This is a genomic window from Nitrospinota bacterium, from assembly GCA_027619975.1.
GTDB lineage: Bacteria > Nitrospinota > Nitrospinia > Nitrospinales > VA-1 > JADFGI01.
Genome location: JAQCGX010000002.1, coordinates 58,479 through 71,648 on the forward strand (window position 1 = coordinate 58,479; position 13,170 = coordinate 71,648).

Genomic DNA, 13,170 nt, shown 5'->3' on the forward strand with positions numbered 1-13,170 from the left:
GCAATCCAGAAAGTTGATTTTTGACTTGATCCCATTTTTATAACATAATTTGGTGAAATTTAAATACCAACCAACATCATGCACTCTCTAATTCTTTGACACATACATTACATCTTCGTTTAGAAAAACAACTGGCGCGTCTCAAGGACGAGAATTTGTTCCGCAAGGTTGTGGTTTATAAAGATTACCGTCTGAACTTATCAAGCAATGATTATTTGCAATTGCGGTTTCATCCGCAAGTATTGGCAGGTGCCCACCAGGCCGCAGAAGATTATGGGACCGGAAGCGGCGCTTCTCCCCTGCTCTCGGGTTTTCTTCCCTGCCATCAGGATCTCCTTGAAAAGCTGTGTCAATGGAAACACAAATCCTGTGGAATGCTGTTTAATACGGGTTTTCTAGCAAATCAGGCAGTGCTGAAACACTTGCCGGGGAAAAACGATCTGGTTCTCGCCGACAAGCTGATCCATCATTCCATTGCCCAGGCTCTGGTTCATGGACAGGCTCGCTTCAAACGCTATCATCACCTCGACCTGGACCATTTGCAAGAACTGCTGGACAAAAATAAAGATGATTATGAAACCATTTTTGTGGTGACTGAAAGCGTATTCAGCATGGATGGGGATCATCCTGATCTCAAACGTCTAGTGGAATTGAAACGCAAAGTCCCCTTTATTCTTGTTCTGGATGAAGCACATGGAACGGGTGCGTACGGACAAACAGGCGGCGGTCTGGCCGAGGAAATGAATGTGTTGGAGGAGATAGACATTCTCGTTGGAACGCTTGGCAAAGCGCTGGCCAGCGCAGGGGCTTATGTACTGACTTCTTCCACAACGATTGTGGATTATCTCACCAACCATGCCGGCGAATATATCTATTCGACTTTTTTATCGCCTGCTCAGGCCGGGGCCGCTTCAGCGGCAATTGACATTATCAGAAGCGAAGCGGGTAAGCGCGACGCCCTGAGGGCACTGGCCAAAAAGTTTCGCCAACAGTTGGCCGAATCAGGGTGGAAAACGAATGACTTCGATTCTCCGATCGTCCCGATTGTGATCGGTGATGCGGGTGAAACCTTAAAGCTTCGCAACCACCTGCTGGAATACGGGTATCTGGTGGGAGCGGTGCGTCCGCCCACAGTGCCGCGTGGAACGTCACGACTGCGAGTTTCTCTCTATTCAGATGTGACGGAGTCTCAGTTGACAGAATTTCTCGGTGTATTGAAGCAATGGAAAAAAAATTGACCATCACCGCGGTCTGCGGATGGGCTCTGCCTCCGGAATGGTTCAGAGAACAGGTAGAGAATGCTTTTCCCGATGCAAAAGTAAAAGTTCTCTATCCTTCCCTACCCGGAGATATTTTAGAAGCTGGGGATCTGCTGGGAGGTTCAAAGGCGGACCTGTACATCGGCTATTCTTTGGGAAGCCTTTGGCTCATGACCCATCAGGACTACCTTCCGAAAAATTCCATCAAGGCGGTGTTGGCTCCGATTTTTGCATTTACCCGCGAAAGGAATAGAGGTGGCAAAACTCCTGAAACCAAATTAAAATATCTCATGAAACAATTGATTAGAAACCCGGAGGATCTTTCGCCATTATTGGAATTTTATGCTGACAATGAAATTCATTTCCCGGAAATTCTAATAAAGGAGGTTCCCGCGAGGGGAATTTTAATCAATGGGTTGGAGTTTCTGCAAAGTGCTCCTTCTCCTGAATTGGGGTTGGAAACCTTTGTGGGGCTGGTAGGCGAAAAGGATCGGTTATTGGATGGAGTGCAATTGAAAGCGTACCTTCCTCAATTGGAAATAATTGGAGAAACCGGGCATGCTCCAGGACCTTTATTAAACCATCTGGCCAATAAATTGAATCTTTAATCCAAAGAACCTGGATAATACCTGAGGCATTTTTTCCGAAGCTTGTACAATTTATGATGGATGAGTAAAACCTTTTTCAAAAAACGACCCTATTTGGAATGCATTCCCAGAAAATTCCCGCTGACATAGAAGCTCAAATAGTTAATAGTTTTTCCAAATACGCGAAAAGCTATGACAGACACGCCCAATTACAAAAGACAATGGCGGAAAGGCTGGCTTCCATGTTGCCGGAACCGCTTCCTGCATGTGTGACGGAATTAGGTTGCGGTACAGGGGTGTTTACCCGTCACCTTTTAGCCCACCCTCTTGAAAGCCTGATACTAAATGATATTTCCCCCAGTATGATGGACCATCTTCAGGAAGGAATGACTCTACCTGAAAACACAAAACTTATAATCGGAAACGCGGAACGGGCTGAATTATACCCAACCGATCTGATTGTAGGCAATGCGGTCTTCCAATGGTTTGCCGACCCGCAAAAAACATTGAGCCATCTTCTCCAGTATATGAATCCCGAAGGAGCATTGGTTTTCAGTACATTTGGTCCCGGGACTTTAAAAGAATTCCGCGAGACAGGTTCCCTTAAAAGCCCCAACACTCTTTATTCCTTGCAAGAGTGGAAAACCATGATCGAACAAGCAGGGTTAATTTTAAAGGAATCGCATCTCGAAATTAGAAAAAGTTTTTTCCCTAACACACGAGCTTTGATCCGAAACCTGCAACAAATTGGCGCGGCCCCCCTTCGATTGCTCAAACCGGGTGGATTGAGAAAGTTGATTCGAGAATATGATGAAAAATATATTATGGAGCAAGGGGTCTATGTCACATGGGAATTACTCTACTTTTCAGCCCATCGGTAAAGGAAATATTTTAAAAAATTTTCGTTGTCGTTAGTCAACAAATTCCTATTCAATACCCCACCGCATGCACTTAGAAATCTTCAATAAAAACCTTGCCCATTTGAAAGAAATAGATCCGGCCCTGGCTGATGCGGTTCAGTCTATTCATCCTGGGGATCGATATGTTGTCAGTTGATCCAAAAAAAGACCACCAAGTTTATCCCTTAATTTGCCGGATGGAAATCGAATCACCCTTCATAGTTCATACGATCCTGTTAAAGAAGCAGGGCGATTTGTCAACCTGTGCGATGTCGATAAGTATACAAACTTTATCGTTCCCAGCATTGGATTGGGGTATCACATTCAGGAGCTTATTGAAAGGGTCCCTCGCTCCAGTAAAATAATAATTATTGAAAAGGAAATAGAGGGTCTATTTTGTTGCCTGGCGAATATCGACTTCACTTCCGTCATAACACATCCCGGCGTCCAGTTTCAAATTGGAGTGGCTGCTTCTTCTGTGGAAGAAATTCTGGAACCAAACCGGATTCGTTTTTCTTTAAACGGTTACGCAACCGTAAAATTCAAACCCCTTGTGAATGCGGAAATTGAGTACTATTCGCAACTCTTAAAAAAAATAGATGCGGTATTTAATGAAACCCAGATAGATCTTAAGACCCAGGCGGCATTTTCAAAAATATTCTATCGGAATATATTTGAGAACTGGATAAATATTATTAGCAGTCCGGGAGTCCGCTCCCTGAAAAATAAATATTTTGGGATTCCGGCAATAGTTGTTTCCGCCGGGCCGTCTCTTGATAAAAATATCGCGCTTCTAAAAGAATCCTCTAATAGAGTTTTGGTGATAGCTGTGGCGACCGCCTTAAAACCACTGATAAAAAATAATATTGCAGTCGATTTTGTGGTTGCTGTGGACCCGGAGGAATCCACTCTTCAGTTCTTTGATTTTGAAAATATTTCGCAAAATACCTGGCTGGTTTTTGATCCCTGTGTCCCTGCTTCTGTTGTAAATAAATTTCCAGACAGGAAAATACGGATTGATTCTGGAGTATACCTTTCCCGTTGGCTTGCCTGCAGGCTGGAAGAAGATAACTTTTTGGGGAAAACTCTTTCCGTTGCCCATGCGGCGTTTCTTTTGGCCCGCTATCTTGGATGCAGTCCAATTATTTTGACGGGTCAGGATTTGTCATTCAGTCAAAGTCGCTTACATTGCGCCGACTCCCATTATGATCAAACTCGAAAAGATAAAATTGGTTCGAGACACCCTTTTAAGGAACTCGATGATAATAAATTTGATGAATTTTCGTCTTCTTTTAAAGCCGTCAAGAATATATTTGGAAAGGAAGTCGATACGACATCGGCTTTAAATGCCTATAAAGATGTATTTGCAGATTAAGTGAATGGCCAGACCTCAATTTATAATGCAACCGAAGGGGGACTTCCCATATCCGGCGCTCCCAATATAACTCTCCGCGAAGCAATAAATACGTTCTGTTCTGATAATAATAGATCTCGAATTAATGCGCTGTCAATTGATGTCCCAAAGCCAAAGCAATTGGAGACTATTCATTCGGAACTGATCAAACAATCGGAACTATTCGACAAAATTAGTCAGAATACCCAGAAAATGCAATCAACTTATAGAGTGTCTGACGCCATGACTGATGACCTTAAGAAAAAATTTGTCGGGAAAATGGATAAATTTTATCAATTTATTTTGGATCAGCCGGATACACTGAAGTTAATGCAAGGCTATTCGTATCTGGGGTTTATCGAATGGAATCAGTAAAGCAGTCGGATTTCTCTGAAAGAAACAATGGGCGAGGAATCTGAAATTCTTGCAGATAAGTTTATTAGAGATAAAAAATTTTTGGATATCCTGGGGGAAACGGCTGATTCTTTAAGAAACGCCTTCAAGAAAATGGCCAGCGAGATCAATTAAAAATTCAATTATAACCTCACGGCCTCCAGCAAGCTGGCGCCATGATCCAAAGTGAACCGCTTTATGGAACCAAATCCTGCACCTTTAAGGAGCGTTTCAGTCTCCTTGAAGGTGTACGTTTTTCCGGTGGCAGTGAACATCAACATGGTCAATGAAAATAAGGCGGCATCATAAGGTTCCGTCCTATTTTCATTGAGGAAAAGGTCCACAAGAAGAAACCTCCCCCCTTTTTCCAGGGAGCGATGAATCTTCTTAAAGAGAAGCCTGTTTTCTTTTGGATTATAAATATGCAGGATATTGGAAAAGAGAACGGTGTCAAACCCCTTTCCATAATCCGTCTGGAAGAGGTCACCTTCCATAAAAGTGAAGCGGGAAAATACGGGCGAAGTCTCTAGAATCTTTTTAGCCACTTGAATAGTGACTGGCCGGTCAAACAAAGTGGCGGTTGCTTTTTTATCCTTTCGCAGTATAGCGGCACTGTAAGAACCCGGCCCTCCCCCAAGATCAAGCAATCGTCTAACCGGTTTGCCTGCAACGCAGGTAGCCAGCTTGGCCGAGTAGAATGCACTTCTTTCATGCATTGCGTGGGTGAAATACCATCTAAAGTCGGCATCATCTTCCCCTTCGTGCGGTGACGGGTTCCGCCCACTGCGGACTATTTCCAACAAGTTAGCCCACTCTTGACGGTTTTCCGAGCGCAATTTCACCATGCCCTTTTTATAATGAGGGCTGGATTCGCACAGATGTTTGTAGGTCTCAGGTGTATTTTTAAACTGAGTTTTGATTTTGGAAAGAGCCCCGATCGCTACTAATGCATTCAGAAGCATTTCCGTTTCCAACGGCTGGCTGTTAGCTTTATTAGCGATCGCTCGCACTGAAAGGGATTTATTATCAATGATGGAGAAGATTCTCAACTCCAAAGCCGCCAATAATAAATTGGCCTCCTCCAGTTGGTCTATTTTTTCTATTATCTGTTTGAAGGTGAGCAGAGGCATTGTGTTAAATTATTTTAATTCAAAAAGGAAATAGAATCTCTGTCTATGACAATTGAATTTAGACCGAGGAATTAATATCACCTGATTTTTGGCAAAAAAATACCGGATCTCTGGAGAGGCCCGGTATTTCTTTGGTTGCCACCAAGATCCAGGAACCAAAGTCAGGCTCCTGAAAAAAATATATTTTATAAATTACAATTTTATGGGTTGCCTTGTCAACACAAAGGATTACTCATTGAGTAAAATTTTTAAACTTTCTTCAAGGCCTTGCTCCGATCCAAAGAGTTTATGCCTGAGAATGCCTCTTTTGTCGATAAGGATAGTTGACGGTGTGCCCCGCAATCCATAAGCCTCAAAGGTGTGTGCGTCATATTTTTTTTGTTTTAAATACGCCTTTACCTGACTGACGATCAAGGTTTGGGTTTTGTCTGGAAGCGAATCAAAATTTTCAATATCGCGATGGATTATTTTCTGAATTCTGTCAGGGGATATTTCCGGCGGGTTCTTTTCTAATTTGTCCCAGGCCACAGGAAACGGAATCGAGTATTGCAGGCGATTGTAATTTAGTAAATTTGCTTGTGCCATCGCGGCGAGGGTTTCTCCGATGACTTCTCCGTTGGTTAATAGTTTTTTCAAGTTTTCCAGGTTATTTTTATCGAAGTCTTCGAAGGCGGTGGCCAAACCCCATAGCGCCAGAGCTTGATCCTGGTATTTATTGTAAATATCAATGATCTCTGGAAATCCATGAATAAAACAGCCCGGACAATTTACCTGGAAAAATTTAATCAGAATTACTTTCCCGCTTTCCTTCTCGATGGTGGAAGGTTTTCCCTGAGCCCAGCAATCCACTACCAACTCCGGAGCTTTCTCGTTAACTTTTGACATTTCTGTTCTCTTCCTGAATTTTTTTCATCATAAGATCAATCGTTCGTTTAATGGAATCGGGTGGATTCTTCTCCAGGGCTTGATTCAGAATATAGAGCGCCCTGCTCTTCTCACCTTTTTTATTATGGATAATTCCCAACATAACATGGGACATCATCCACTTGTCACCCTTTGGGAAATGTTTCCTGACAGCTTCGAGGTGTTTGATTGCCTCGGAATATTTTCTTAATTTGTAATAAACGCTTGCCAGACCAAAATGAATATTGTCTTTTAGGGCAATGGGGGGATTGGCTTGCAATGCCACATTGAATTTATGCATGCTTTGTTTCAACTTGCCATCCTTTAGATAATTGATGGCGGCGGTGTAATCTCCCTTGGAAAATTTCTTTATGGGTTGTGACCTGACGGCTTCTAATGTCGTGAGTCTGGATTTCAGGAAGTTATGAGAAAGGTTAAGTTTGTCTAATTCCTTTTTCAATTGCTCCTGTTGCAATTTTTGAAATTGTATCCTGGCCTGTAAATCATTTTCCAGAGATTCCGTTTTTTGAATGGATTGTCTTAAAGTGGAACCAAATGCCTGGCTTTTATTATTGAGGTCTTGCTGGTTTAAATAGAGGCTTTCCACCTCACTGGAAATACTAACCAGCGTTTCCTGGCGGTCTTTTCGCAATTCCAGCTCGTATTCATCCGGGGGAATCCAGGCATACATTTCCGTGGGATTCACGGCAGTTTCTTTAATAACCGGTGTTGTGGAACAACCGATAGAGAAAAGTGCTAAAATGCTTAAAATGGAGATATAAAAATATCTTTTCATTTCAGATAAAGTATTCTTTAGTTACTGTTTCTTCTATTTTACATAAAAACTCCTTAAAAAACAAATACTTATAATATTATGCAAGATTACTACACCCTTCTTGGCGTTGAGCGCGATGCTTCAGAGGATCAGATCAAGAAAGCTTATAGAAAAATGGCGATGAAGTATCATCCCGATCAAAATAAAGATAATCCTCAGGCCGAGGAGAAGTTTAAACAGATTGCCGAAGCTTATGCGGTTTTGAGTAATAAGAAAAAGAAACAGCAATACGACCAGTTCGGCGCTGAGGGATTCAAGAAAAAGTTTTCCCAGGAAGATATTTTTCGAGATTTTGACCCCAACGACCTATTCAATGCCTTCGGTGCCCAATTTGGCGGTGGCGATCCTTTTCAAAGCATTCACGAAATGTTTTCCGGTGGCGGGCGGGGATTCAGTTCCGGCGGAAGGCCGCAAAATATCAAGGGAGAAGATCTGGAATCTCATTTGGCGATAACCTTTGAAGAAGCCGCCCTTGGAGCCGAAAAGAGAATCACCATCCAGAAAGGAGGCAGACGCGAGGAAACTGCAATAAAAATCCCTGCCGGAATGGGGAATGGAAAGAAATTGCGTTTGAAGGGAAAAGGCAACCCCAGCCAATTTGGTGGGCCAGCGGGGGATTTGTATATAAAGATCCGGGTAGAGCCGCATCCTACTTTTCACCGGGAGGGTGATGATATAGTGGTGGATTTGGAAATCAACCTGACCGACGCTTTGCTGGGAACAACCACAGAAGTTCCTACCCTGACTGGCCCCAAAAACCTGAAAATTCCAGCAGGAACCCAAAGTCACTCCAAACTGCGATTGAAGGGGTTGGGTGTTCCAAATGCCTCGGGAACCGGTAAAGGCGATCAGATGGTGCGGATAATAGTTAAGATTCCCAAAGAATTGACGGAAGAGCAACAGGAAATCGTTCACACCCTTAAAAACACCGGGATATAATGAGCAAAATTCTAATTTGGGAAGATCAAGGTATACAGCAACCTCTATTTTAAATCCCCCCGGCCCCCTTCTCAGAAGGGGGAGAAATTTATTCCCCCTTTATAAAGGGGGTTAGGGGGATTTTATGAGAATTTTTCGAAAAACTTTTAACAATAATAAAGAAAATCAAAATGGGTTTTCCTTGAGGAGATAGAACAGCTATGGCTCGTATCATTTTCAAACCGGATAATATTACCCACGAAGTGGAGGACGGAACGCCTCTGATTGAATGCAGTGAAGAAGTGGATATTTCGCTCACTTTTGGATGCACAGAAGGAACCTGCGGCGTTTGTGAACTGACCGTGTTGGAAGGAATGGAGAATCTTTCCCGCATCAATGAAGAGGAAAAAGATTATCTTTTAGAGGAGGACCTGGAAGCGGGCATGCGCCTGGGGTGCCAATTGAAAGTCCGCAAGGGCGAAGTGGTCCTCACCTGGAAGGGCAACCGGGCGAAGTGAAGGAATAAAAAAGAATGGATTCTATGAATGCCATATCTGAAGATTCGGCACTTAAATTCTGTGAGCTTTGTAACTGGGTATATGAGTCTTGGGTTACGCACAAGATTATCTTCGATAAAAACAAAAACCCTGATGCTAATATTAGGAAAGTGGCATACTTTGCACAAAGGCTACCCGATATCACCCAAAAATACTCGCTCCTACAAATCTGTAAGCTTCATGATCCAGCCATTCAAGGAAAATCCCCTAATCTTACAATCGACTATATAGTACGTTTCGGAGATTGGGGAGAAGAAGAACCTCGGGTTACGAAAATCGTACAGGAACTTTCTGAGTTTTATAAGAAGCTTAAACCAGCTCGTGACAAGATTCTGGCCCATAATGATTACGAGACGCACACGCTTAACACCATTCAGGGCGTGTTTCCAGAAGGCCTGGATAATAAATATTTTAAAACTTTGCAGGAGTTAGTCAAAGCAGTCAGTGAGAAGTGGCTCTCGAATCCTATATATCCGTTCAATGATCTTGCAGATGCCGAAGAGTTTCTTGAATTGCTAAATCGAAGTCCTAAATTTTAAATCTAAACAAACTATTTGCCTTTCGTCCTCCACCGCCAATCCTTCGGATCATCTGTTCCCGGTTCCCACAGAAATTCCTTTTCATTCATGGTGGACGCCGTCCAACGGCTGAACACGAACAAGGCATCGGATAGCCGGTTGATGTAGGCCAGCAGATTGGCCTCGATTTCCTCGGCGCGGCTCAAACCCACAATGTCTCTTTCCGCCCTTCTGCAAACCGTCCGACATTGGTGCAGAAATGCGTTGACGTGACTGCCCCCCGGCAGGACAAAACTGTTCAGAGGTGTCAGTTCCTCGTTCATGGCGTCGATCACCTTTTCCAGCCACGTCACGTTTTGCTCAGACACCGCAGGCATACTGTTCTTGGGAGCGGATTTCGGATCGGTCGCAAGAATACTGCCAATATCAAACAACCGTTGTTGAATGTTTTGTAAAATCGTTTCTAATTTGTCGCGGCGCACGGATTCGGGTTTTTCCAGATTGAAGCATCTCACGATGCCAACCAGACTGTTGAGTTCGTCCACGGTTCCATAAGCCCGGACCCTTGGGTGGTCCTTCCCGATTTGCTTTCCATAGGCCAGGGAAGTCTCTCCTTTATCGCCGGTTTTAGTGTAAACCTTGTTGATTTTAACCATTGCCTCCCCGGTGGGTTGATCGACTCGGTTGTTTCCCTTCACTATGAGCCGGGCCGTTTTCTGATTCAATTGTACTCTCCCTTCATTTTAATTAAAACCATAATAATTGGGGCCTTAGACCGTCATTTTGCTTGACAGAATGGGGATGATTTATTATTCTGTAAGGAGATAGAAAAACCTTTAAAGCGGTCCGGTGAGGCTGCCAAGGGAGAGTCCGGATGAAAAAATGGCGAATTGATTACGCACCTCCTGAACGGGACTAACCTGTGGGAGGTATTTTTTTACCTTCCTTCCGAGATTCATCCCTCCTGATTGATTTTTTTTGAATAATTAATGAATTCCATCGTTCTCAATTCAAGCGACGTGTCACGGGCGATGACCCGGATCGCGCACGAGATTCTCGAAAAAAACAAAGGCGTTGATAATATCGTGCTGGTGGGCATTCGCACCCGGGGTGCGACTTTATCGAAACGGTTGCAGGAAAAAATTTCAGACATTGAGAATGTGGCCGTAGACCTGGGAGTTTTAGATATCACTCTATACAGAGATGATATTGGACCGGGGAAGAAAAATCCCATCTTGAAGAAAACCGAGATCCCCTTTTCCATCGAAGGAAAGGACGTGATCTTGTGCGACGATGTATTGTTTACAGGGAGGACCATTCGGGCGGCTTTCGATGCTCTGATGGACTTTGGCCGACCGGCCTCCATTCAACTGGCCGTTTTGATAGACAGGGGTCACAGGGAATTGCCCATCCGTCCGGATTATGTCGGTAAGAACATCCCCACATCCAAAAACATGAGAATCCAGGTCCAACTGAAGGAAGACGATCAGGGAGAGGATCAGGTGGTCATCGTTGACCAGGAATAATGAGAGTGAGTCCATGACCCTTAGCGTGAAGCATATCTTGGGGACCCGTGATTTGAAACGAGAGGATATTCAACTCATCCTGGATACGGCGGATTCCTTTAAAGAGATATCCACCCGGCAGATCAAAAAGGTTCCCACCTTGCGCGGGCGGACGGTGATCAACTTGTTTTTTGAACCCAGCACCCGGACGCGAACGTCCTTTGAAATTGCCGGCAAACGATTGAGTGCGGATGTGATCAATATTTCAGGCTCGACCAGCAGTGCGGTGAAGGGAGAAAATTTGATAGACAGCGCCCGCAACCTGGAAGCGATGAACCCTGATATTCTGGTCGTTCGTCATGAAAGTTCCGGCGCGGCTGCGCTTTTAACGCAATTTGTGAAAGGCCCGGTGATCAACGCCGGCGATGGGGCGCACGAGCACCCCACCCAGGCCCTGCTGGACCTGTTGACCATCCGCGAAAAAATCGGGTCGCTGGAAGGGTTGAAGGTTGCCATCGTGGGAGATATCACGCATAGCCGGGTTGCGCGATCCAATATATTTGCCATGCAAACGATGGGAATGAAGGTGATCGTTGTCGGTCCTTCCACCATGATGCCCGTAGAAATGTCCCGTTTGGGCGTGGACGTGGCATATGATCTGGAAAAATCAATTCGCGATGTGGACGTGATCATGGTGCTGAGGATTCAAGCCGAAAGGCAGAACAAATACAACCTCGCCAGTCTGAGGGAATACTCCAACCTGTTTTGTATAACGACCGAAATACTCAAAAAAGCCAAAGAAGACGTGTTAATCATTCATCCGGGACCCGTCAATCGGGGGGTAGAAATCGCATTGGACGTTATGGAAGGTCCGCACTCTCTGATTTTGAACCAGGTCACCAATGGTGTTGCCGTGAGAATGGCGCTTATGTACCTGCTTTTAGGAGGCAGCGATGAAGACCTTAATTAAGGGTGGGCGGCTCATCGACCCGGCCAACGGTCGCGACGGGCTTTTTGATCTGGTCATCGATAAAAGAAAAGTCCTGGCGGTTGAGGAACAAGGAAAACTGTCCGAAAAGGATAGGAACGGTGCCGAAATCATCGATGCAACAGGCTTGATCGTAGCACCTGGTTTCATCGACATGCACGTGCATTTTCGTGAGCCGGGCTTCGAGTATAAAGAGACGATTGAAACCGGGTGTCAATCCGCAGCGGCGGGAGGCTTCACCTCCGTAGCAACGATGCCCAACACAGACCCGGTCAACGACAACCGCTCGGTTACCGAATTCATCCTTCAAAAAGCCAGGGAAAAGGGAATCGTCAATGTTTTTCCCATTGGAGCGATCAGTAAGGGTTTAAAGGGTGAGCAGCTTTCGGAAATGGGTGACTTGAAAGATGCCGGTGTGGTGGCTTTTTCCGATGATGGTCGTCCGGTGATGAACAGTGAGTTGATGCGGCGGGCGTTTGAGTACAGCAAAATGTTCGGTCTGCCCTGTATCCAGCACAGCGAAATGCTGGACCTGGCAGAAGGCGGCTGCATGAACGAAGGTGTGGTTTCCACAGAATTGGGATTGCGAGGAATGCCGACCGAAGCGGAAGATATCATGGTTTACCGGGACATCGCCCTTTTGCAGAAAACAGGAGGCCGTCTGCATGTCGCTCATATCAGCAGCGGTAACGCCGTGGACCTGGTGCGAATGGCCAAGTCCAAGGGACTGCCGGTGACCTGCGAAGTGGCGCCGCATCATTTTGCCCTGACGGAACAAGCAGTCAAGAATTATGATACCAACGCAAAAATGAGCCCTCCGCTCAGGCACGAATCCGATCTTGAAGCGATCAAGGAAGGACTCAGAGACGATACCATCGATATTATCGCTACCGACCACGCGCCGCATGATGTGGTGGATAAACAGGTTGAATTCAACCGCGCGTGTTTTGGAATTGTGGGACTGGAAACCGCCCTCCCCTTGACTCTCAGGCTGGTGGAAGAAAAAATTTTTTCCCTCAGCAAAATGGTGGAAAAACTCAGCTCCCGACCGTCGGAGATTTTCAATTTGAACCGAGGAGCGCTGGGTGTGGGAGATATTGCGGATATTGTTATTTTCGATCCGGATGCGGAGGTTGTGATCGATGTCAGTAAATTCAAGTCACGCAGTAAAAATTCCCCATTTAACGGCTGGAAGGTTAAAGGCAAAGTGATGCGAACCCTGGTCGCGGGCAAGACGGTATTTTTAGAGTCTTCAAATTAATGCATATTGGTTAAAGGTAAAATA

The 13,170-nt window shown here is 44.9% G+C and carries 16 protein-coding genes; 12 read left to right on the forward strand and 4 right to left on the reverse strand.

The annotated features are described in order from the left end of the window. Positions 1–95 precede the first annotated feature (95 nt). The 6 genes from O3C58_00980 to O3C58_01005 all read left to right on the forward strand — a co-directional run bounded on the left by O3C58_00980 (position 96) and on the right by O3C58_01005 (position 4,666). Positions 96–1,238: an 8-amino-7-oxononanoate synthase gene (locus O3C58_00980; protein ID MDA0690436.1), complete on the forward strand. Its 1,143-nt coding sequence runs from the start codon at positions 96–98 to the stop codon at positions 1,236–1,238. Next, the gene (locus O3C58_00985; GenBank protein ID MDA0690437.1) at positions 1,223–1,867 is read left to right on the forward strand and encodes a hypothetical protein; all 645 of its coding nucleotides are present in this window, start codon (positions 1,223–1,225) and stop codon (positions 1,865–1,867) included. The genes O3C58_00980 and O3C58_00985 overlap by 16 nt, the downstream gene beginning before the upstream one ends. A 98-nt stretch (positions 1,868–1,965) precedes the next feature. Further along, positions 1,966–2,727: a methyltransferase domain-containing protein gene (locus O3C58_00990; GenBank protein MDA0690438.1), complete on the forward strand. Its 762-nt coding sequence runs from the start codon at positions 1,966–1,968 to the stop codon at positions 2,725–2,727. A 208-nt stretch (positions 2,728–2,935) separates the two neighbouring features. Beyond that, positions 2,936–4,120, forward strand: a complete 1,185-nt coding sequence (locus O3C58_00995; protein ID MDA0690439.1) for a DUF115 domain-containing protein — start codon at positions 2,936–2,938, stop codon at positions 4,118–4,120. Next, the gene (locus tag O3C58_01000) at positions 4,121–4,513 is read left to right on the forward strand and encodes a hypothetical protein (protein ID MDA0690440.1); all 393 of its coding nucleotides are present in this window, start codon (positions 4,121–4,123) and stop codon (positions 4,511–4,513) included. Positions 4,514–4,540: 27 nt separating this feature from the next. After that, positions 4,541–4,666, forward strand: coding sequence for a hypothetical protein (locus tag O3C58_01005; GenBank protein ID MDA0690441.1), 126 nt, complete (start codon positions 4,541–4,543; stop codon positions 4,664–4,666). A gap of 8 nt (positions 4,667–4,674) precedes the next feature. Here the strand turns inward: O3C58_01005 and O3C58_01010 are convergent, their stop codons facing one another. The 3 genes from O3C58_01010 to O3C58_01020 all read right to left on the reverse strand — a co-directional run bounded on the left by O3C58_01010 (position 4,675) and on the right by O3C58_01020 (position 7,360). Beyond that, positions 4,675–5,661 carry a methyltransferase gene (locus O3C58_01010; protein MDA0690442.1) on the reverse strand — a complete coding sequence of 329 codons (987 nt, stop codon included), beginning with the start codon at positions 5,659–5,661 and terminating at the stop codon, positions 4,675–4,677. A gap of 228 nt (positions 5,662–5,889) precedes the next feature. Further along, positions 5,890–6,546 carry a TlpA disulfide reductase family protein gene (locus O3C58_01015; GenBank protein ID MDA0690443.1) on the reverse strand — a complete coding sequence of 219 codons (657 nt, stop codon included), beginning with the start codon at positions 6,544–6,546 and terminating at the stop codon, positions 5,890–5,892. Continuing rightward, a complete protein-coding gene (locus O3C58_01020; GenBank protein ID MDA0690444.1) occupies positions 6,533–7,360 on the reverse strand; it encodes a tetratricopeptide repeat protein in 828 nt (275 codons plus the stop codon). The genes O3C58_01015 and O3C58_01020 overlap by 14 nt, the downstream gene beginning before the upstream one ends. Before the next feature lie 78 nt (positions 7,361–7,438). Between O3C58_01020 and O3C58_01025 the strand changes: the two genes are divergently transcribed. From O3C58_01025 to O3C58_01035, 3 genes are all read left to right on the forward strand, one after another. Next, a complete protein-coding gene (locus O3C58_01025) occupies positions 7,439–8,338 on the forward strand; it encodes a DnaJ domain-containing protein (protein ID MDA0690445.1) in 900 nt (299 codons plus the stop codon). Positions 8,339–8,538: 200 nt separating this feature from the next. Beyond that, positions 8,539–8,835: a 2Fe-2S iron-sulfur cluster-binding protein gene (locus tag O3C58_01030; GenBank protein MDA0690446.1), complete on the forward strand. Its 297-nt coding sequence runs from the start codon at positions 8,539–8,541 to the stop codon at positions 8,833–8,835. A gap of 14 nt (positions 8,836–8,849) precedes the next feature. After that, a complete protein-coding gene (locus O3C58_01035) occupies positions 8,850–9,413 on the forward strand; it encodes a hypothetical protein (protein ID MDA0690447.1) in 564 nt (187 codons plus the stop codon). Positions 9,414–9,424: 11 nt separating this feature from the next. On the opposite strand, the gene O3C58_01040 is transcribed toward O3C58_01035, so the two are convergent. After that, complete coding sequence (locus O3C58_01040) at positions 9,425–10,048, reverse strand: cob(I)yrinic acid a,c-diamide adenosyltransferase (GenBank protein MDA0690448.1); 624 nt, start codon at positions 10,046–10,048, stop codon at positions 9,425–9,427. A gap of 333 nt (positions 10,049–10,381) precedes the next feature. Between O3C58_01040 and pyrR the strand changes: the two genes are divergently transcribed. From pyrR to O3C58_01055, 3 genes are read left to right on the forward strand one after another with little or no spacing between them, the layout of a single operon-like run. Then, complete coding sequence (pyrR, locus tag O3C58_01045) at positions 10,382–10,918, forward strand: bifunctional pyr operon transcriptional regulator/uracil phosphoribosyltransferase PyrR (GenBank protein ID MDA0690449.1); 537 nt, start codon at positions 10,382–10,384, stop codon at positions 10,916–10,918. A gap of 13 nt (positions 10,919–10,931) precedes the next feature. After that, positions 10,932–11,867, forward strand: a complete 936-nt coding sequence (locus O3C58_01050; GenBank protein ID MDA0690450.1) for an aspartate carbamoyltransferase catalytic subunit — start codon at positions 10,932–10,934, stop codon at positions 11,865–11,867. Further along, a complete protein-coding gene (locus O3C58_01055; protein ID MDA0690451.1) occupies positions 11,851–13,146 on the forward strand; it encodes a dihydroorotase in 1,296 nt (431 codons plus the stop codon). The genes O3C58_01050 and O3C58_01055 overlap by 17 nt, the downstream gene beginning before the upstream one ends. Positions 13,147–13,170: the final 24 nt, after the last annotated feature.

Coding starts and splice junctions, on each gene's coding strand:
- O3C58_01050 (MDA0690450.1), top strand. CDS start 10,932: ATGACCCTTAGCGTGAAGCATATCTTGGGGACCCGTGATTTGAAACGA.
- O3C58_01030 (MDA0690446.1), top strand. CDS start 8,539: ATGGCTCGTATCATTTTCAAACCGGATAATATTACCCACGAAGTGGAG.
- O3C58_01020 (MDA0690444.1), bottom strand. CDS start 7,360: ATGAAAAGATATTTTTATATCTCCATTTTAAGCATTTTAGCACTTTTC.
- pyrR (MDA0690449.1), top strand. CDS start 10,382: ATGAATTCCATCGTTCTCAATTCAAGCGACGTGTCACGGGCGATGACC.
- O3C58_01010 (MDA0690442.1), bottom strand. CDS start 5,661: ATGCCTCTGCTCACCTTCAAACAGATAATAGAAAAAATAGACCAACTG.
- O3C58_01015 (MDA0690443.1), bottom strand. CDS start 6,546: ATGTCAAAAGTTAACGAGAAAGCTCCGGAGTTGGTAGTGGATTGCTGG.
- O3C58_00985 (MDA0690437.1), top strand. CDS start 1,223: ATGGAAAAAAAATTGACCATCACCGCGGTCTGCGGATGGGCTCTGCCT.
- O3C58_01025 (MDA0690445.1), top strand. CDS start 7,439: ATGCAAGATTACTACACCCTTCTTGGCGTTGAGCGCGATGCTTCAGAG.
- O3C58_01055 (MDA0690451.1), top strand. CDS start 11,851: ATGAAGACCTTAATTAAGGGTGGGCGGCTCATCGACCCGGCCAACGGT.
- O3C58_01005 (MDA0690441.1), top strand. CDS start 4,541: ATGGGCGAGGAATCTGAAATTCTTGCAGATAAGTTTATTAGAGATAAA.
- O3C58_01035 (MDA0690447.1), top strand. CDS start 8,850: ATGGATTCTATGAATGCCATATCTGAAGATTCGGCACTTAAATTCTGT.
- O3C58_01040 (MDA0690448.1), bottom strand. CDS start 10,048: ATGGTTAAAATCAACAAGGTTTACACTAAAACCGGCGATAAAGGAGAG.
- O3C58_00990 (MDA0690438.1), top strand. CDS start 1,966: ATGCATTCCCAGAAAATTCCCGCTGACATAGAAGCTCAAATAGTTAAT.